Origin of the sequence: Burkholderia aenigmatica, from assembly GCF_902499175.1 — a bacterium.
In the GTDB taxonomy this organism is placed as follows: domain Bacteria; phylum Pseudomonadota; class Gammaproteobacteria; order Burkholderiales; family Burkholderiaceae; genus Burkholderia; species Burkholderia aenigmatica.
The window spans coordinates 133,911-152,655 of sequence record NZ_CABVQC010000003.1; the positions used below are offsets into that span (position 1 = coordinate 133,911).

Sequence of the window (18,745 nt, forward strand, 5' to 3'; positions counted from 1 at the left end):
ACACGATGCTCGAACCGGAAATCGCGACGTTCGTTGCAGCCGTCGACGCGTGGTATCCGGCCGACGCGGCGGCACGCTCGGCCAGCGAGCAGCGCCGTCTCTACGACCGCTTCGCGGCCGAATGGACCCCGGCCGCGCTGCCGGCCGGGATCGTGCAGCAGGACGCCGTCTGGCAGGCACCCGACGGCCGCGCGATCGCGCTGCGGCGCTACGCGTCCGCGCACGGCACGCCGCGCGGCACCGTGCTGTTCTTTCATGGCGGCGGCTTCGTCGTCGGCTCGCTCGACAGTCACGCGCTGATTACCGCGCAACTGGCGGCCGATACGGGGCTCGACGTGATCGCAGTCGATTACCGGCTGGCGCCCGAGCATCGCGCGCCGGCTGCGCTCGTAGATTGTCTGGATGTCACGCGCGCCGCGCGCGATGCGCGCTGGCCGTTCGGGCCGTGCGAGCAGCCGCTGACGCTCGCGGGCGACAGCGCGGGCGGCATGCTCGCGGCAGCCGTGGCCACCGCGTTGCGCGATGCGGGCGAAGGCGGTGTCGACGGCATCGCGCTCGTCTATCCGATGCTCGGGTTCGAACCGCAATCGCCCGCGCGCGAAACGGAAGCGCACGCGCCGATGCTGACGCTCGACGACGTCCATCGCTATCGCGCGCTCTACTGGGAGGGCGACTTGATCGATGCGCTGCGAGACGGCAACCCGCTGTTGCGCGCATCGGTGCCGCTCGCGGCGGCGCGTTTCGACGGCCTGCCGCCCGTGCTCGCGATCGGCGCGGAACACGATCCACTGCGCGACGATGCGCGCGTGTACGTCGAACGGATTCGCGCGGCCGGCAGTGTCGCGCACTACTGGATGGGAGAAGGGCTGGTGCACGGCTGCTGGCGCGCGCTCGGAACGAGCCCGCAGGCGGCGCGGCTGCACCGGACGGTCGGCGGGTTTCTGCTCGCACCACACGCGTAGCGGGCGTTTCCGGGAGGCAACGATGCAGGCAGCGCAACACCGTATCGAGGACTGGCGGACGTTTTCGGCCGACGCGGCCATCGCAGCGGCGACGATCGCCGATGGTGCCGTGGACGTCGAGTGGAGCGACACGCGACGATCGCCGTTTCATTTCGACTGGCTGCGTGACAACTGCGCGTGTTCCGCATGCGTGCACGCCGTCACGCGTGAACAGGTGTTCGAGATCGCCGACGCGCGCGAGGATCTCGCCGCGCTCACGGTGCACGTCGAAACCGACGGCGCGCTGCATGTCGAGTGGAACGACGGGCATCGCAGCGCGTGGTCGCCGGGCTGGTTGCGCGCGCATGCGTATGACGACGCGTCGCGCGCGGAGCGCCAGGCGGCGCACGGGCGGCACGTGTGGACTGGCAACGACGCGACGGCCATCGGCGTGTTCGCGTGGCGCGACGTGATGGAGGACGATCACGCGTTGCTCGCGTGGCTGGCCGCGTTGCAACGCACGGGGCTGACGCTCGTCGAAGGCGTGCCGGCCGAGCGCGGCCGCGTCGACGAGATCGCGCGCCGCATCGGGCTGATTCGCGAGAGCAATTTCGGCGTGCTGTTCGACGTCGAATCGAAGCCGCGTCCGGACAGCAATGCGTATACGTCACTGAACCTGCCGCCGCATACCGATCTGCCGACCCGCGAATTGCAGCCGGGCGTGCAGTTCCTGCATTGCCTCGCGAACGACGCGACCGGTGGCGACAGCGTGTTCCTCGACGGTTTCGCGCTCGCGGATGCGCTGCGGCGCGAGCATCCGGCCGATTTTGAACAACTCGCGTCGACGCCGTTCGAGTTCTGGAACAAGAGTGCGCACAGCGACTACCGCTGCTCGGCGCCGGTGATCGGGCTCGATGCGCGCGGCAACGTCACCGAGGTGCGCGTCGCGAACTTCCTGCGCGGGCCGCTCGATGCACCGGCCGGTTCGGTCGCGGCCGTCTATCGTGCGTACCGGCGGTTCCTCGCGCTTGCACGCGAGCCGCGTTTTCGCGTGCAGCGCCGGCTGGGGGCGGGCGACATGTGGGCGTTCGACAACCGGCGCGTGATGCATGCGCGCACCGAATTCGATCCGTCCACCGGCCGCCGGCACCTGCAGGGCTGCTACATCGATCGCGACGAGCTGCTGTCGCGGTGGCGCGTGTTGTCGCGTTCGGCGCCCGCCGCGGCTGTGCCGCATTGACGGGGGCGCGCGGCTTCATCCTGCCAGCACGCGTACCTCGCAGATGAAAAAGCGCCCGGACGCGAGGCGCCCGGGCGAAGCCACCCGTTGCCGGGCGGCGGAGGTATGCGTTTCATAAAAAAGGACGAGCCCCGCAAGGGGGCTCGTCCTGATACGTCTTCATCGCGCGACGCGCGGCGCCCGCCGAGGGCGCATCGGCTTACTGGCCGAAGAAGATCGAGTCGCGAGCGTTCGACGACGCTGCAGCCGGGGCGCCCGAGTGGACGAGCGGAGCAGGTTGCGCGCCGTAGCCGCTGGTGTCGGCACCATGAACACGCGCTTCGGCGCTCTGGATGTCGTTCGGGTAGTACGGGCTCGCCAGGCCCGGCTTGTAGCCGGCCTTTTCGAGCTGAACCAGTTCGTTGCGCACTTGAGCGCGGGTCACGGTGCTTTGAGCGAATGCGCCAAACGAAGCGGACAGGGCGGCAGCGGCAACGACTGCGGAAACGAGCGATTTCATGATGACCTCCGGTGTTTTATTGAGTTCGCTCGCGACACCATGTCTTAAGCGATTGATCAAATCTTAGTCATCGGAGGGTTCAGGGTAAACGCTGATTTTGACGATAGATTGTTTCCTGGGTGGTAACAGTAGCGCGTCAAATCAGGCTTTCAATCGACTTTCTTTTCGGGTGATGTAATAAGTATGAAGATTGTGACGGAGGGCGATGCGTGTTTCAGCGCACTTCGGCCGTCGTGTCGAACGGTCGTCCCGGCGCGCGTCCGGCCGGCGCGCCCGAACTGAGGAAACGCACGCCCGTCGCGGCTTCCGAGGCTTCCCACAGCAACGCCGCCGAGGCCACGTCGCGCGCCGCACGCGGCACGCTCGCGGGCGCCGGCAGCCCGCGCGACTCGAACCAGCCGGACGGCCCGAGATACGCGCCGCCCGCGAGATCGGGTGCGGTTGCCGCATGAATCGCGGGCAGCGCACCCTGGTCGGCCGGTTGGGCGAGATAACGGTTCGCGGCCCGCATCAGCGCGGCACGGGCGGGTGAGCTGTCCATCGCCGGGCCCGCGAACTGCAGGTTGGTCGCCGCGTAGCCGGGGTGCGCGGCCACGCTGATCCCGGCGAATGCCGCGCGCTCGAACCGGCGCTGCAGTTCGATCGCGAACACGAGGTTCGCGAGCTTGCTGTCGCAATAGGCGAGATAACGGTTGTAGCGGTGCTCGGCGCGCAGGTCGTCGACACGGATCCGTCCGCCGCGGTTGAAGCCGCTCGACATCGTCACGACGCGCGCCCGGCGGGCGGCGCCCAGCGCGGGCAGCAGATGGCCGGTCAGCGCGAAATGGCCGAGGTGGTTGGTGCCGAACTGCATCTCGAAGCCGTCGTGCGTCTGGCGCCGCGGCAGGAACATCACGCCGGCGTTGTTGCAGAGGATGTCGACGCGGCCATGGCGTTCGGCCACATCGGCCGCGAAGCGTGCGATCGACGCGAGATCGGCGAGGTCGAGCGCGTCGACTTCGACGCGGGCATCGGGATGGAGTCGGCGGATCGCGTCGGCCGCCTGTGCGGCGCGGGCGGCGTCGCGGCAGCCCATCACGACCGTCGCGCCTTTCGCGGCCAGCGTTTCCGCGAGTTGCCAGCCGAGCCCGCTGTTGGCGCCGGTCACGACCGCGACCTTGCCGCCTTGCGCCGGGACGTGGCGCGCGCTCCATGCATGCATGTCTGCCTCCATCGGCGCGACCGGGCGGCCGCGGCGCGTAATCGTTACATTGAATGGTGTAACGATAGTGCGCGCGGGCGTGGCAGACAAGCGGGGGAATTAGACCGGCGCTTCTAGCGCTCGCGCATCGTATGGTGCCGCGTGCCGTGACACGCGGCCGGCAGGATTTACCTGCCGCCGGCCAGTGCGAGCACTTCGGCGGCGGAGATCATCGCGGCCGCATTCGCGGGTGCCGGGCGCTCGGCCGGGCGGAAGACTTCGTCGCCGCGCTGGATCACCTGACGCGACAGCGCGCAGGTGCCGGTGCGTTGCGCGAAGCGGCGGCGCCAGCGCTGTTCACCGTAGTGACAGCGGCCGGGCTCGACCCAGCGGACGACGAGCAGCGTATCGGAACGTTCGAGGATTTCGACGTGGACGTCGGCGGGATCGAGCGCAGGCAGGGATTTGGAGGCCTTCATTTTGCCGTTTCCTAAAGCTCGTGCGGTTCGGCCGTGGCAGTGGATGTCACTACCCGATGGCGAATCCGTAGCGGTTTCCATGAGTGGTGCGCTAAATGTAAGCGTCTGTGACCGGAAAAAACATCCTGTCTGGCTCAAATTACCTTTTGCCGATTTAGAAACAATCCACGCTTATTTTCTTGGGAAACCACAGACAAAAACGCCCCGGACACGAAGTCCGGGGCGGAAAATCGGCCTGCGCGCCGTGTCTGCTCGCCCAGTCACGGAGCCCATCGCCGGGGGACGGAGGTGCCCGCAGGGATCGAACGCGGGCGGGGTGGCGATGGACCGGAAGCGCAGTCCGGTACGCCATGATGGCGCGCGCATCCCGTTGAGACCCTGACGCGAACATGACTTTTTTGTCAGTTTGGCGCGCTGCGGCGCCGGACGTGTGCTGTCAACCGGCCAGGAAACCCGCCGGTATTGGCGTTGTGCGGATCCCCGGGCGCGCTCCCGGGGACCGTCGAACGCCGAATCTTTGCGCAACCGCCCGATTTCCCCGCCCGGGTAAATACTGAATCCCGATTTCGTGACAAACACGGGATCACTTCCTATGATTGGTTGGACCTTTAGTCCTTTGTGCCAATCGGCCGACGGGTGGCCGGCATTTTCGGGAGAGTTGCTCATGAGATTGCAGGGCAAACGCGCGCTGGTGACGGCGGCCGGGCAGGGCATCGGCCGCGCGACCGCGCTGCGGTTCGCGAGCGAGGGCGCCGACGTGCTGGCGACCGACATCAACGAAGCCGCGCTCGTGCGGCTCGAGGCCGACGCCGAACGCGCGGGCGGCCGGCTGACCACGCGGCGGCTCGATGTGACCGATGCGCAGGACGTCGCCGCGCTCGCCTCGAACGAGCGCGCGTTCGACGTGCTGTTCAACTGCGCGGGCTTCGTGCATCACGGCTCGATCCTCGACTGCGACGACGATGCATGGGCGTTCTCGCTGAACCTGAACGTCACGTCGATGTACCGGCTGATCCGCGCGCTGCTGCCCGCGATGCTCGCAGCCGGCGGCGCGTCGATCGTCAACATGGCGTCGGCCGCATCGAGCGTGAAGGGCGTGCCGAACCGCTTCGTCTACGGCACCACCAAGGCGGCCGTGATCGGGCTGACCAAGGCGGTCGCCGCCGATTTCGTCGAGCGGGGCATCCGCTGCAATGCGATCTGCCCGGGCACGATCGAGTCGCCGTCGCTGGAGCAGCGGATCGCGGACCAGGCGCGCACGCGCCACCTGTCGACCGACGAGGTGCGCCAGGCGTTCGTTGCGCGCCAGCCGATCGGCCGCATCGGCTGCGCGGAAGAAGTGGCCGCGCTCGCGCTGTACCTCGCATCCGACGAAGCGTCGTTCACGACCGGCGCGATCCACCTGATCGATGGCGGCTGGTCAAACTGACCGCGCCTTCCCCTTCACTTTCCGTTTCCGCTCAAGACGACATGAAACTGCTGAGATTTGGCGACAAACACCATGAAAAGCCGGGCCTGCTCGATGCGCAGGGCCGGATCCGCGACCTGTCCGGCGTGATCGATGACATCGCCGGCGACGCGCTGTTACCGGCCTCGCTCGCGCGGCTGCGTGGCATTCCACCGTCGTCATTGCCGCTGGTCGAAGGCACGCCGCGGCTCGGCGCGTGCGTCGGCCGCGTTGGCAAGTTCATCTGCATCGGGCTCAACTATTCCGACCACGCGGCCGAATCGGGGATGGAAGTACCGAAGGAGCCGGTCGTGTTCGGCAAATGGACGAGTGCGATCTCGGGGCCGAACGACGACGTCGAGATCCCGCGCGGCTCGGAGAAGACCGACTGGGAAGTCGAGCTCGGCGTGGTGATCGGCCAGGGCGGCCGCTACATCGCGGAAGCCGACGCGCTGTCGCACGTCGCCGGCTACTGCGTCGTGAACGACGTGTCGGAGCGCGAATTCCAGCTCGAACGCGGCGGCACGTGGGACAAGGGCAAGGGCAACGACACGTTCGGGCCGCTCGGCCCGTGGCTCGTGACGGCCGACGAAGTGCCCGATCCGCATGGGCTGCGGCTGTGGCTCGACGTCGACGGCCATCGCTACCAGAACGGCACGACCGCGACGATGGTGTTCCGCGTGCCGCACCTGATCAGCTACCTGAGCCGCTTCATGAGCCTGCAGCCGGGCGACGTGATCTCGACCGGCACGCCGCCGGGTGTCGGTCTCGGGCAGAAACCGCCCGTCTATCTGCGCGCCGGGCAGGTGATCACGCTCGGCATCGACGGGCTCGGCGAGCAACGCCAGCGCACCGTACAGGCCTGATTTCCTTTCGCGGACGATTCGTCATGCCTATCATTCGATCGATGCGCGTCCTCGACGTGCGCTTCCCGACCTCACGCCAGCTCGACGGCTCCGATGCGATGAATCCGGACCCCGATTATTCGGCGGCCTACGTCGTGCTCGAAACCGACCGCGACGGGCTCGAAGGTCACGGGCTCACGTTCACCATCGGGCGCGGCAACGAGATCTGCTGCGCGGCGATCGACGCGATGCGTCACCTCGTCGTCGGCCTCGACCTCGACTGGATCCGTGCGGACATGGGCCGTTTCTGGCGCCACGTCACGTCGGACAGCCAGTTGCGCTGGATCGGCCCCGACAAGGGTGCGATCCATCTGGCGACGGGCGCCGTCGTCAATGCGGTATGGGATCTATGGGCGAAGGCCGAACGCAAGCCGCTGTGGCGGCTCGTGGCCGAGATGCGCCCCGAGGAGCTGGTGCGCGCGATCGACTTCCGCTACCTGACCGACTGCCTGACGCCGGACGAAGCGCTCGACCTGCTGCGCCGGCAGGCGCCGGGCAAGGCCGAACGGATCGCGCTGCTCGAGCGCGACGGCTACCCGTGCTACACGACGTCGGCCGGCTGGCTCGGCTACAGCGACGACAAGCTGCGGCGGCTGTGCCGCGAAGCCGTCGAAGCGGGGTTCGAGTACGTGAAGCTGAAAGTCGGCGCGAACCTGGAAGACGACATCCGCCGCGTGACGATCGCGCGCGAGGTGATCGGCCCGGACCGCAAGCTGATGATCGATGCGAACCAGGTGTGGGAAGTGGACGAGGCGATCGACTGGGTGCGCGAGCTGGCGTTCGCTCGGCCGTGGTTCATCGAGGAGCCGACGAGCCCCGACGACGTCGAAGGGCATCGCAAGATCCGCGAGGCGATCGCGCCGGTGCAGGTCGCGACCGGCGAGATGTGCCAGAACCGCGTGCTGTTCAAGCAGTTCATCGCGCGCGGCGCGATCGACGTCGTGCAGATCGATGCGTGCCGGCTCGGCGGCGTGAACGAGATTCTCGCGGTGATGCTGATGGCCGCGAAGTACGGGCTGCCCGTGTGCCCGCATGCGGGCGGCGTCGGGCTGTGCGAGTACGTGCAGCATCTGTCGATGATCGACTACGTGTGCATTTCCGGCACGAAGGAAGGGCGCGTGACCGAGTACGTCGATCACCTGCACGAGCATTTCGTCGAGCCGTGCGTGGTGCGCGGTGCGGCGTACATGCCGCCGACGGCGCCCGGTTTCTCGATCGAGATGAAGCCCGAATCGCTGGAGCAATACCGGTTCCGCGGCTGAAGCACGGCCGCGCGCGACGCGCGTCATGCGTGCCGACAACATGAACGACGGAGACGCGAAGTGGATTTGAATCTGCAACACAAGGTCGTGATCGTGACCGGCGGCGCGTCGGGCATCGGCGCCGCGATCTCGATGCGGCTGGCCGAAGAAGGTGCGATCCCGGTGGTGTTCGCGCGCCACGCGCCCGACGATGCGTTCTGGCGCGCACTCGTGCAGAAGCAGCCGCAGGCCACGTGCGTGTCCGTCGAATTGCAGGACGATGCGCGGTGCCGCGACGCGGTTGCGGAAACGATCGCGCGTTTCGGCCGCCTCGACGGCCTGGTCAACAACGCGGGCGTCAACGACAGCATCGGACTCGATGCCGGGCGCGATGCGTTCGTCGCGTCGCTCGAACGCAACCTGATCCACTACTACGTGATGGCGCACTACTGCGTGCCGCACCTGAAGGCGGCGCGCGGCGCGATCGTCAACCTCTCGTCGAAGACGGCCGTGACCGGGCAGGGCAACACGAGCGGCTATTGCGCATCGAAGGGCGCGCAGCTTGCATTGACGCGCGAATGGGCCGTCGCACTGCGCGACGACGGCGTGCGCGTGAACGCGGTGATCCCGGCCGAGGTGATGACGCCGCTGTACCGGAACTGGCTCGCCGGCTTCGACGATCCCGACGCGAAGCTTGCCGCCATCGCCGGCAAGGTGCCGCTCGGCAAGCGCTTCACGACGGCCGAGGAAATTGCCGATACGGCCGTATTCCTGCTGTCGGACCGCGCATCGCACACGACGGGCCAATGGTTGTTCGTCGACGGCGGCTATACGCATCTCGACCGTGCGATCGGCTAAGGGCGGCGATCCATGCAACCCGACCTGAACCCGAACACCGTGCCGCCGCTGATTGCGCTGACCGGCATCGGCAAGCGCTTCCCGGGCGTGCAGGCGCTCGACGATTGCCGTTTCGACCTGCGTGCCGGCGAAGTGCATGCGCTGATGGGCGAGAACGGCGCCGGCAAGTCCACGCTGATGAAGATCCTCGCGGGCGTCTACCCACGCGACGAAGGCGAGATCCGGATGGACGGCCGCGCGGTGGAGATCGCCGATCCGCGCGCCGCGCAGGCGCTCGGGATCGGCATCATCCATCAGGAACTGAACCTGATGAACCACCTGAGCGTCGCGCAGAACATCTTCATCGGCCGCGAGCCGCGCGGCCGCTTCGGCGTGTTCGTCGACGAAGCGGCACTCAACCGCGACGCGGCCGCGATCTTCGCGCGGATGCGGCTCGATCTCGACCCGCGCACGCCGGTCGGCCGGCTCACGGTGGCGAAGCAGCAGATGGTCGAGATCGCGAAGGCGCTGTCGTTCGACTCGCGCGTGCTGATCATGGACGAGCCGACTGCCGCGCTCAACAACGCGGAGATCGCCGAGCTGTTCCGCATCATCGGCGACCTGCGCACGCACGGTGTCGGCATCGTCTATATCTCGCACAAGATGGACGAGCTGCGCCAGATCGCCGATCGTGTGACCGTGATGCGCGACGGCAAGATCGTCGCGACCGTGCCGATGGCGGACACGTCGATGGACGGGATCATCGCGATGATGGTCGGCCGCCAGCTCGCCACCGAATCCCGCACGCCGCCCGATACGTCCGCGAACGACGTCGCGCTCGAAGTGCGCGGGCTGTCGCGCGGCCGCGCGATTCGCGACGTCGGCTTCACGCTGCGGCGCGGCGAGATTCTCGGCTTCGCGGGGCTGATGGGCGCAGGCCGCACCGAGGTCGCGCGCGCGGTGTTCGGCGCGGATCCGGTCGACGCGGGCGAGATCCGCGTGCACGGCAAGACCGTGACGATCCGCACGCCGGCCGATGCGGTGAAGCACGGCATCGGCTACCTGTCGGAAGATCGCAAGCACTTCGGGCTCGCGGTCGGGATGGACGTGCAGAACAACATCGCGCTGTCGAGCCTGCGCCGCTTCGTGCGCCGCGGCGTGTTTCTCGATGCGCGTGCGCTGCGCGACACCGCGCAGTCGTACGTGCGGCAGCTCGCGATCCGCACGCCGTCGGTCGCGCAGCCGGCGCGCCTGCTGTCGGGCGGCAACCAGCAGAAGATCGTGATCGCGAAGTGGCTGCTGCGCGACTGCGACATCCTGTTCTTCGACGAGCCGACGCGCGGCATCGACGTCGGCGCGAAAAGCGAGATCTACAAGCTGCTCGACGCGCTCGCCGCCGACGGCAAGGCGATCGTGATGATCTCGTCGGAATTGCCCGAGGTGCTGCGCATGAGCCACCGGATTCTCGTGATGTGCGAAGGGCGTGTGACCGGCGAATTGCGCGCGGCCGACGCCACGCAGGAAAAGATCATGCAGCTCGCGACGCAGCGCGAGTCGACCGTATTGTCCTGATTCAGCCCCTACGATCATGTCCAACGATACGCATCCCGTTCCGCCTCTCGCGTCCGGCGACACGCCGGCCGGCGCATCCGGCTTCCGCGCCCGCTTCTTCAACCCGGCCGCGCGGCAGAAGCTGCTCGCGTTCGCGAGCCTCGTGCTGCTGATCGTGTTCTTCAGCATCGCGTCGCCGAACTTTCTCGAAGTCGACAACCTCGTCGCGATCCTGCAGGCCACCGCCGTCAACGGTGTGCTGGCCGTCGCCTGTACCTATGTGATCATCACGTCGGGCATCGACCTGTCGGTCGGCACGCTGATGACGTTTTGTGCGGTGATGGCCGGCGTCGTGCTGACGAACTGGGGCATGCCGCTGCCGCTCGGGATCCTGGCCGCGCTGGGCTTCGGCGCGCTGTCGGGCTGCGTGTCGGGCTTCGTGATCGCGAAGATGAAGGTGCCGCCGTTCATCGCGACGCTCGGCATGATGATGCTGCTCAAGGGGCTGTCGCTCGTGATTTCGGGCACGCGGCCGATCTACTTCAACGACACGCCGGGCTTCACGTCGATCGCGCAGGATTCATTGATCGGCAACCTGATCCCCGCGCTGCCGATTCCGAACGCGGTGCTGATCCTGTTCCTCGTCGCGATCGGCGCGTCGATCGTGCTGAACCGGACGATCTTCGGCCGCTACACGTTCGCGCTCGGCAGCAACGAGGAAGCGCTGCGGCTGTCGGGCGTCAACGTCGACGCATGGAAGATCGCGGTCTATACGTTCAGCGGCGCGGTGTGCGGGATCGCCGGGCTGCTGATCGCGTCGCGGCTGAATTCCGCGCAGCCCGCGCTCGGGCAGGGCTACGAGCTCGATGCGATCGCGGCCGTCGTGATCGGCGGCACGTCGTTGTCGGGCGGCGCGGGCAGCATCGTCGGCACGATCATCGGCGCGTTCATCATGAGCGTGCTGACGAACGGCCTGCGCATCATGTCGGTCGCGCAGGAGTGGCAGACGGTCGTGACGGGCGTGATCATCATCCTGGCCGTCTACGTCGACATCCTGCGCCGGCGCCGCCGCTGACGCACGCATTCACGCAGGCATGTGCTTCATCGCCGGTTCCGGCCGGCGTCCCAGTCGTTCCAGTCGATACGAAAAAAGGAGACGCGAAGTGATCAGGAGCAAGGTGTTGAACGCGATCGTCGGGCTGACGTTCGCCGTCGGCGTCACGGCCGGCGCGCACGCGCAGGAAACCTACATCCCGCTGATCTCGAAGGGCTTCCAGCATCAGTTCTGGCAGGCCGTGAAGGCGGGCGCGATGCAGGCCGCGAAGGACTACAAGGTGAAGGTGACGTTCGAAGGCCCCGAGACCGAGGCAATGGTCGACAAGCAGATCGACATGCTGTCGGCCGCGATCGCGAAGAAGCCGGCCGCGCTCGGCTTCGCGGCGCTCGACAGCAAGGCCGCGCTGCCGCTCCTGAAGAAGGCGCAGGGCGAGAAGATCCCGGTGATCGCGTTCGACTCGGGCGTCGACAGCGACATCCCGGTGACGACGGCCGCGACCAACAACAAGGCCGCCGCGTCGCTGGCCGCCGACAAGCTCGCCGCGCTGATTGGCGACGAAGGCGAGGTGGCCGTGGTCGCGCACGACCAGACGAGCCGCACCGGCATCGACCGCCGCGACGGCTTTCTCGAACGGATGAAAGCGGCGCATCCGAAGGTGCAGGTCGTGACCGTGCAGTACGGTGAAGGCGACCAGCTGAAGTCGACCGAGGTGACGAAGTCGATCCTGCAGGCGTATCCGAAGCTCAAGGGGTTGTTCGGCACCAACGAAGGCTCGGCGATCGGCGTGGTCAATGGCGTGCGCGAGATGAAGCGCAAGGTCGTGATCGTCGGGTACGATTCCGGCAAGCAACAGAAGGACGCGATCCGCAGCGGGCTGATGGCCGGCGCGATCACGCAGAACCCGATCGGGATCGGCTACAAGACCGTCGAATCGGCCGTGAAGGCGATCAAGGGCGAGAAGCTGCCGAAGGTCATCGATACCGGTTTCTACTGGTACGACAAGACCAATATCGACGATCCGAAGATCGCGGCGGTGTTGTACGACTGAACGTTGCGTCGAGCGGCGGTGGCGCGTGCCGCCGCCGCGACCGGACACGAGGGCATCATGGGCGCAGTGCGCATCGATTCGCATCAGCACTTCTGGCGTTATCGCGCCGCCGATTACCCGTGGATCGGCGCCGGGATGGGGGTGCTCGCCCGTGACTACCTGCCCGACGCGCTATGGCCGCTGATGCATGCGCAGGCGCTCGGCGCGTCGATCGCGGTGCAGGCGCGCGCCGGGCGCGACGAGACGGCGTTCCTGCTCGATCTCGCGCGCGACGATGCGCGCATCGCGGCGGTGGTCGGCTGGGAGGATCTTGCCGCGCCGCAGCTCGCGGATCGTATCGCTGAATGGCGCAGCCCGAAGCTGCGTGGCTTCCGCCACCAGGTGCAGGACGAAGCCGATGCCGGTGCGTTCGTCGCGGAGCCGGGCTTCAACCGCGGCGTCGCATGGCTGCAGGCGCAGGGCTACGTGTACGACGTGCTCGTGTTCGAGCGGCAGTTGCCGGACGTGCAAGCATTCTGCGCGCGGCACGACGCGCACTGGCTCGTGCTCGATCATGTCGGCAAGCCCGCGCTCGCCGACTTCGAGCGCGACGACACCGCGCTCGCACGCTGGCGCGCCGCGTTGCGCGAGCTGGGCGCGCTGCCGCATGTCGCGTGCAAGGTGTCGGGGCTAGTGACCGAAGCCGACTGGCGGCGCGGCCTGCGCGGGAAGGACGTCCGGCATATCGAGCAGTGTCTCGACGCGGCGCTCGACGCATTCGGCCCGCAGCGGCTGATGTTCGGGTCGGACTGGCCCGTGTGCCTGCTGGCCGCGTCGTATGACGAAGTCGCGTCGATCGTCGAACGCTGGGCCGAATCGCGGCTGTCGGCGGCCGAGCGCCACGCGCTGTGGGGCGGTACCGCCGCGCGTTGCTACGCGGTGCCGGGCGCGGTGAAGCGCGGCATATAAAATAGGCGCGAACGGTCTGTTCGATTCGTCAGACCGTCCGGAACGAAACCGATCACCTGCATCAACGTATGTCCATCCAGCCGATTCAGAACCGCCGTCTCTACCAGCAGATCGCCGACAAGCTCAGTGCGATGATCGAGTCCGGCGATTTTCCGCCGGGCAGCTATCTGCCGCCCGAGCGCGAACTGGCCGAACAGTTCGGCGTATCGCGCACGTCGGTGCGCGAGGCGCTGATCGCGCTCGAAGTGAGCGGCCTCGTGAGCGTGCGTGTCGGCGACGGCGTGAAGGTGCGCCATCCCGAAACGGCCGCCGCACCCGAGCCCACGCCCGCCCTCGCGGCGAAGGCCACGCCCTTCACGATCATCGAGATCGATCCCGAACTCGGCATCGCACTCGACCTCGATACCGAAATCCCGCCGTTCGCGCTGTTGCAGGCGCGCCGGCTGATCGAGCCGGAAGCCGCGTCGCTTGCCGCGAAGCATGGCTCGGACGAGCAGATCGAAGGGATCCACGAAGCGTTCCTGCGCAACCAGGACGACAACCGCAGCGGCTCGCTCACGCATCCGGGCGACCGGCTGTTTCATATCCGCATCGCGGAAGCGAGCGACAACGCCGCGTATGCGCTGATGATCAAGCAGTTGCTCGCGCACAAGTACGACCTGATGTTCCAGCGGCTGCAGTCGCTGTACATGCCGAACGACATGCCGCACCGGTCGGAACAGGAACACCGCGCGATCCTCGATGCGATCCGCGCACGCGACCCGGACGCCGCGCGCCGCGCGATGGCCGAACATCTCGACGAAGTGATCCGCATCTTCGGCCGCGCGCTCGACTGAGCGCGCGTCGATGCGGTGCCGGGTCAGAAGCGATCGGCGCGATATGGCGCCGGATCGGTGAATGGCGCTTCGCCCGTCATCATCTCGGCCAGCAGGCGGCCCGTGACGGGGCCGAGCGTCAGCCCGTGATGGTTGTGCCCGAACGCGAACCACAGCCCGCGATGCGCGGGCGCGGGGCCGATCACCGGGCGCATGTCGGGCGTGCACGGCCGGAAGCCGAGCCACGGTTGCGGGTCGAGCCGCTCGCCGAAACCGAACACCGGCCGCGCGACGCGTTCCGCGCGTTCGAGCTGCACGCCGGTGGGCGGTACGCCGCGGCGCGCGATTTCGACGCCGGTCGTCAGCCGCAGCCCGCGCTTCATCGGGGCGATCACGTAACCGTATTCGCGATCGACGATCGGCGCCGACGGCACGCCGCGCGCGGACGGCGCGTAGTGCATGTGATAGCCGCGCTTCTCGCGCAGCGGGATCTTGTAGCCGAACTTGCCGAACACCGTGTCGGACCACGGGCCGAGCGCGACGACCACGGCCGGCGCGGCGGCGATGCCGTCCTGCGTCCTGACCTGCCAGCCCGGCGACAGGGCATCGAGGCTCGCGGCGTCACCCGTCAGCAGCGTGCCGCCGCCTTGCACGAAGAGGTGGGCGTACGCTTTGACGAGCGCGGACGGGTCGACGACGCTTTTCGGATCGAGCCAGTGCAGCGCGCCGCAGAAGCCGGGCGCGAGGCTCGGTTCGTGCGCGAGCAGCGCGGCGGCATCGAGCGGCGTGATGCCGAGCCCGTGACGGCGCGCGGTGAGTCCGGCGTCGGCTACGCCGCGTTCGAATGCGACCGGCGTGCGGAACGCTTCCAGCCAGCCGTTCGCGCGGATGAGCTCGCCGGCGCCGGCCCGCGCGATCAGCGCGTCGTGCTCGACGATGCAACGCTCGATCAGCGGCAGCATGTCGCGCGACGCTGCCGCGTGCCGCAGCGGCGCCGATTCCCACCAGAAACGTGCCAGCCATGGCGCGAATGCGGGCAGCGACGCGCTGTGCCAGTAGAGATCGGTCGAGCGGTTCAGCGCATAGCGCATCAGCGTGAACGGGCTGCGCGGGAACGGATACGGTTCGACCGACGAGCGCTCGATCAGCCCTGCGTTGCCGAAGCTCGTGCCTTCGCCGGGCGCGCCGCGATCGACCAGGGCGACCTTGCGTCCGCGATCCTGCAGGTGCAGCGCGGCCGATACGCCGATGATGCCTGCGCCGAGAACGATGACGTCGAAATCCATCGGTGGTGGTGAATGACGGTTAGCGAACTGCAAGCATACTCGCGGCGGCGTGGGGCACCAAGAAGACGTGCATGGCAGGTGGCCTGGGCGCGACGATTCGCGATCGATGCGACGACGCGGGCAGTAGAATGCGCGGGTTCCGGCATTCGAGGGTGACACGCAATGATCGAGTTGACCGCACCGGTTTATGCGGCGGAGTTGAAGCGCTTCCGGGCGAGCGGCAGCGTCTGGTTCGCGGCACACGAGATTCCGGCCGATGTCGATGTGCCGCCTGTGTGGCGCGCGCTGCTCGCCGCGCCGGACGACGTGCTGGCGGATACGCTCGTGCAGATGTGGGCCGGCATCGTCGAACGATTGCCGGCCGTCGCGCAGTTCTTTCGCGACAAGCTCGCGCGTCCGGCCGTGTTCCGCTACGACGGCGGCGACGTCGTGCTGCTCTATCCGTACACGATCGAGCACGACGACCTGAATTTCTTCATCGGTCGTGCGCCGTTGCGCGAGCGGGCGCCGGTTGATGCGCCGTTCTGGGCCGCACTGCCCGACGCGCTGCGGTTTTTCCATCAAAACGTGCATGACGGCTGGACGTTCTTTCCCGCGAATTCGATGGGACCGCTGGCGCTCGCCGACCAGGCTGTGCTGACGGACAAGCTTGACCTGACACCTGCCGAGACGCGCAAGCTCGGCGTGCCCCCGGATCTCGTGCGGACCGTGTTTCATAACGGCAGCGGCGATTGGCTGTGCATCGATTCGAGCGAAGGGGCCGATGATGGCAACCCGATGGGATGGATAGCGTGGCACGAACGTCCGACCGAGCTTGAGCACGTGGACTTCTGGGCCGTGATGAACGCATGGTTCGAGATCTTCGTCGAGGACGCTGACGAACGGTAGTTGTTCACCGCGTCTTCACGTCATCCCGAACAACGTCCCCGACGCCTTCACTGCGATGGGGCGGCAGTGACATCGCGCGACAGAACGTATGAAGTTTGGCGTACACGCGCGTCCAATCCGCTGATCAATTTCCCGCCGTCGACACCGGATCGACATCGGCAAACACGTTCGCGCGCCCAGCGCCGATTCCGCATACTTTCCAGCGTTTCTCGCGGGTGTTTCCCACTGGTTGGTCATGCGAATTTTTACCTAAGATGAAGCCATCATGCGCGTAATTCGGTGCCTGCACGCGCGTGGAGGGAGGCGGGAGGCAGCGCCGGAGCGACGCCAGCGGATGTTGCCATCATGGATGCGAAAGTGTGCGCGTCGGCTGCCAGTCTCGCGACTGCAGCGACGCCAGCGGGCGCGGCGGCAATCGCCGCGCGAACGGCGCCCGGCCACCCCGGCCGAACCGCTCCGCTGCGCCACGCGCTGGTCGCAATCGTTTGCGTTCTGGGGGCGGCACAGGCCATGCTCGCCGGCGCTTCCGCCGGCACCGACGATCCGGTCGACACGGTGCGCATCGTTGCCGCCGCGAGCCCCGCCGATCCCGCTGACGCGTCACACGACACGGCCGTGCGTCAGGTCGTGCTGGGCATCGTCAGCTTCACCCACTGGCCGACGACACCCGTTCGCCTGCATCTGTGCGTCACGGGCCGGCCCGACTATGCACGCGGCCTGACCGACACGCTGCAGGCCGGCTCGACGCTGCTCGACGTGCAGCGTGTGCGCTTCGACGATCCCGCGCTCGGTATCGCCTGCGACGTCGTCTATCTCGGCAACCTGAGCGCAGATGAGAGAGCGCGCGTGAGAGCTGCGGTGGCCGGCCATCCGGTGCTGACGATTTCGGAACACGATCCATCCTGCACCGCGGGCGGCATGTTCTGTCTCAACGTCGACGGCGAACGCGTGTCGTTCGACATCAATCTCGACGCCGTCGCCCGCAGCGGGGTGCGCGTGCACCCGAACGTGCTCAATCTCGCGCGGCGGCCGGGGGCACCATGACACGGCACGCTCCGCCCGTTTCCCTGTCGCGCGTGCCGCGCCCGACGCTGCAAAGCGTGCTGCGCCGCGCGCACCTGCGCCTCGCGTTCGTCGCCGTCGCGATGGCTGCCGTGTCGTTGATCGTGGTGGCCGTGATCGCATTGCGTGCGTATGCCGGCAACAACCTGAACCTGCTGGCCCGCTCGCTCGGCTATACGGTCGAGGCGGCGCTCGTGTTTGGCGACCGCGTCGCGGCGGCCGAGGCGATCGGGCTGATCGCCAGCGACGAGGACGTCGCGCAGGTCGTGGTCACGGATAGCAAGGACCAGCCGTTCGCGACGTGGCAGTTGCCCGCCGGCAGCGGGATCGCGCGGCTCGAGCGTGTCGTCGCCGATCTTGCGCTGCCCGGGCCCGTGACGGCGCCGGTGGTGCATGACGGCATCGTCGTCGGCCACGTCGTCGTGCGCGGCCGCGGCCATCAGTTCTTCGGATTCCTGCTGGGCGGCGTGGGCGGCATTCTCGGTTGCCTGGCCGTCAGCGTGATCGGCGCCTATATCAGCTCGAAGCGCCTGCTGCGCAACATCGTTTCGCCGTTGCGCGCGCTGGCCGGCGTCGCCCACGCGGTGCGGCGCGAGCGTGCGTTCGCGCAGCGGGTCGAGCCGGTGGCGATTGCCGAGCTCAACCAGCTCGGCGACGACTTCAATGCACTGCTCGACGAATTCGAAGACTGGCAGAACACGCTGCGCGACGAGAACGCATCGCTCGAACACAAGGCGACGCACGATGCGCTCACGGGGCTGCCCAACCGCGTGCAGTTCGAATCGCGGCTCGCGATCGCCCTCGGCGAAGCCGGGGTGACGGGGCAGCGGGTCGCGATCCTGTATCTCGACTGCGACCGCTTCAAGGAAATCAACGACTGCCTCGGCCACGACGCCGGCGATGCGGTGCTGATCGGCATCGCGTCACGGCTGCGCACGCAGGTGCGCGAAGCCGACCTGGTCGCCCGCCTGGGCGGCGACGAATTCGCTGTGATGCTGCCGGCCGTGCGCGAAGCGGGTAGCGTGTGTCGTATTGCGGACGAGATCCTGTCCGGCATGGCGCCGTCGATCGAGCTGTCCGACGGCCGCGTGGTGGCCACCATGATGAGTGCCGGCGTTGCGCTGTATCCCGATCACGCGTCGGATGCGAGCGGCTTGCTGCGGGCGGCGGATGCCGCGATGTACCGCGCCAAGCGCGCCCGGCCAGGCTCGTGGCAACTGGCGGAAGGGGTCGCGGGGGCGGCTTGAGGTTCATCGTTTCACGCTGCGGGCGAGGCCGCGGCAGTGGGTTGAAAAAGCGCTCGCGATGCGGGTGCAATCGA

The 18,745-nt window shown here is 67.7% G+C and carries 18 protein-coding genes; 14 read left to right on the plus strand and 4 right to left on the minus strand.

Annotation, left to right across the window (positions count from 1 at the left end):
- The first annotated feature begins 5 nt into the window (after window positions 1-5).
- Together BDO18943_RS03535 and BDO18943_RS03540 are read left to right on the plus strand one after the other, a co-directional pair.
- Window positions 6-962: an alpha/beta hydrolase gene (locus BDO18943_RS03535; protein WP_175021243.1), complete on the plus strand. Its 957-nt coding sequence runs from the start codon at window positions 6-8 to the stop codon at window positions 960-962.
- 22 nt (window positions 963-984) lie between these two features.
- Window positions 985-2,181, plus strand: a complete 1,197-nt coding sequence (locus BDO18943_RS03540; RefSeq protein ID WP_175021244.1) for a TauD/TfdA family dioxygenase — start codon at window positions 985-987, stop codon at window positions 2,179-2,181.
- A 199-nt stretch (window positions 2,182-2,380) separates the two neighbouring features.
- Here the strand turns inward: BDO18943_RS03540 and BDO18943_RS03545 are convergent, their stop codons facing one another.
- From BDO18943_RS03545 to BDO18943_RS03555, 3 genes are all read right to left on the minus strand, one after another.
- On the minus strand, window positions 2,381-2,680 hold the full coding sequence (locus tag BDO18943_RS03545; protein ID WP_175021245.1) for a DUF4148 domain-containing protein: 300 nt from the start codon (window positions 2,678-2,680) through the stop codon (window positions 2,381-2,383).
- A gap of 214 nt (window positions 2,681-2,894) precedes the next feature.
- The gene (locus BDO18943_RS03550; RefSeq protein WP_175021246.1) at window positions 2,895-3,881 is read right to left on the minus strand and encodes an oxidoreductase; all 987 of its coding nucleotides are present in this window, start codon (window positions 3,879-3,881) and stop codon (window positions 2,895-2,897) included.
- A 167-nt stretch (window positions 3,882-4,048) separates the two neighbouring features.
- Window positions 4,049-4,339 carry a DUF3331 domain-containing protein gene (locus BDO18943_RS03555; RefSeq protein ID WP_043180367.1) on the minus strand — a complete coding sequence of 97 codons (291 nt, stop codon included), beginning with the start codon at window positions 4,337-4,339 and terminating at the stop codon, window positions 4,049-4,051.
- 664 nt (window positions 4,340-5,003) lie between these two features.
- Between BDO18943_RS03555 and BDO18943_RS03560 the strand changes: the two genes are divergently transcribed.
- The 9 genes from BDO18943_RS03560 to BDO18943_RS03600 all read left to right on the plus strand — a co-directional run bounded on the left by BDO18943_RS03560 (window position 5,004) and on the right by BDO18943_RS03600 (window position 14,209).
- A complete protein-coding gene (locus tag BDO18943_RS03560) occupies window positions 5,004-5,768 on the plus strand; it encodes an SDR family oxidoreductase (protein WP_175021247.1) in 765 nt (254 codons plus the stop codon).
- Window positions 5,769-5,809: 41 nt separating this feature from the next.
- Complete coding sequence (locus tag BDO18943_RS03565) at window positions 5,810-6,652, plus strand: ureidoglycolate lyase (RefSeq protein WP_175021248.1); 843 nt, start codon at window positions 5,810-5,812, stop codon at window positions 6,650-6,652.
- A gap of 23 nt (window positions 6,653-6,675) precedes the next feature.
- On the plus strand, window positions 6,676-7,953 hold the full coding sequence (locus BDO18943_RS03570; RefSeq protein ID WP_175021249.1) for an L-fuconate dehydratase: 1,278 nt from the start codon (window positions 6,676-6,678) through the stop codon (window positions 7,951-7,953).
- Window positions 7,954-8,013: 60 nt separating this feature from the next.
- Window positions 8,014-8,790 carry an SDR family oxidoreductase gene (locus BDO18943_RS03575; RefSeq protein WP_175021250.1) on the plus strand — a complete coding sequence of 259 codons (777 nt, stop codon included), beginning with the start codon at window positions 8,014-8,016 and terminating at the stop codon, window positions 8,788-8,790.
- Window positions 8,791-8,802: 12 nt separating this feature from the next.
- Window positions 8,803-10,341 carry a sugar ABC transporter ATP-binding protein gene (locus BDO18943_RS03580; protein ID WP_175021251.1) on the plus strand — a complete coding sequence of 513 codons (1,539 nt, stop codon included), beginning with the start codon at window positions 8,803-8,805 and terminating at the stop codon, window positions 10,339-10,341.
- A gap of 16 nt (window positions 10,342-10,357) precedes the next feature.
- Entirely contained in the window at window positions 10,358-11,395 is a 1,038-nt protein-coding gene (locus BDO18943_RS03585) for an ABC transporter permease (protein ID WP_175021252.1), read from the plus strand.
- Window positions 11,396-11,483: 88 nt separating this feature from the next.
- On the plus strand, window positions 11,484-12,425 hold the full coding sequence (locus BDO18943_RS03590; RefSeq protein WP_175021253.1) for an ABC transporter substrate-binding protein: 942 nt from the start codon (window positions 11,484-11,486) through the stop codon (window positions 12,423-12,425).
- Window positions 12,426-12,482: 57 nt separating this feature from the next.
- Window positions 12,483-13,373, plus strand: coding sequence for an L-fucono-1,5-lactonase (locus tag BDO18943_RS03595; RefSeq protein ID WP_175021254.1), 891 nt, complete (start codon window positions 12,483-12,485; stop codon window positions 13,371-13,373).
- Between the two features lie 68 nt (window positions 13,374-13,441).
- Window positions 13,442-14,209 (plus strand): FadR/GntR family transcriptional regulator, encoded by a 768-nt coding sequence (locus BDO18943_RS03600; protein ID WP_175021255.1) that lies wholly within the window; start codon window positions 13,442-13,444, stop codon window positions 14,207-14,209.
- Between the two features lie 23 nt (window positions 14,210-14,232).
- On the opposite strand, the gene BDO18943_RS03605 is transcribed toward BDO18943_RS03600, so the two are convergent.
- Window positions 14,233-15,474, minus strand: a complete 1,242-nt coding sequence (locus BDO18943_RS03605; protein ID WP_175021256.1) for an NAD(P)/FAD-dependent oxidoreductase — start codon at window positions 15,472-15,474, stop codon at window positions 14,233-14,235.
- A 162-nt stretch (window positions 15,475-15,636) separates the two neighbouring features.
- On the opposite strand from BDO18943_RS03605, the gene BDO18943_RS03610 reads away from it, so the two are divergent.
- From BDO18943_RS03610 to BDO18943_RS03620, 3 genes are all read left to right on the plus strand, one after another.
- Window positions 15,637-16,362, plus strand: a complete 726-nt coding sequence (locus BDO18943_RS03610; RefSeq protein ID WP_175021257.1) for an SMI1/KNR4 family protein — start codon at window positions 15,637-15,639, stop codon at window positions 16,360-16,362.
- Window positions 16,363-16,707: 345 nt separating this feature from the next.
- Window positions 16,708-17,406 (plus strand): YfiR family protein, encoded by a 699-nt coding sequence (locus BDO18943_RS03615; protein WP_175021258.1) that lies wholly within the window; start codon window positions 16,708-16,710, stop codon window positions 17,404-17,406.
- Window positions 17,403-18,671: a diguanylate cyclase domain-containing protein gene (locus BDO18943_RS03620; protein ID WP_175021259.1), complete on the plus strand. Its 1,269-nt coding sequence runs from the start codon at window positions 17,403-17,405 to the stop codon at window positions 18,669-18,671. Before BDO18943_RS03615 ends, BDO18943_RS03620 begins: the two co-directional genes overlap by 4 nt.
- Window positions 18,672-18,745 lie beyond the last annotated feature (74 nt).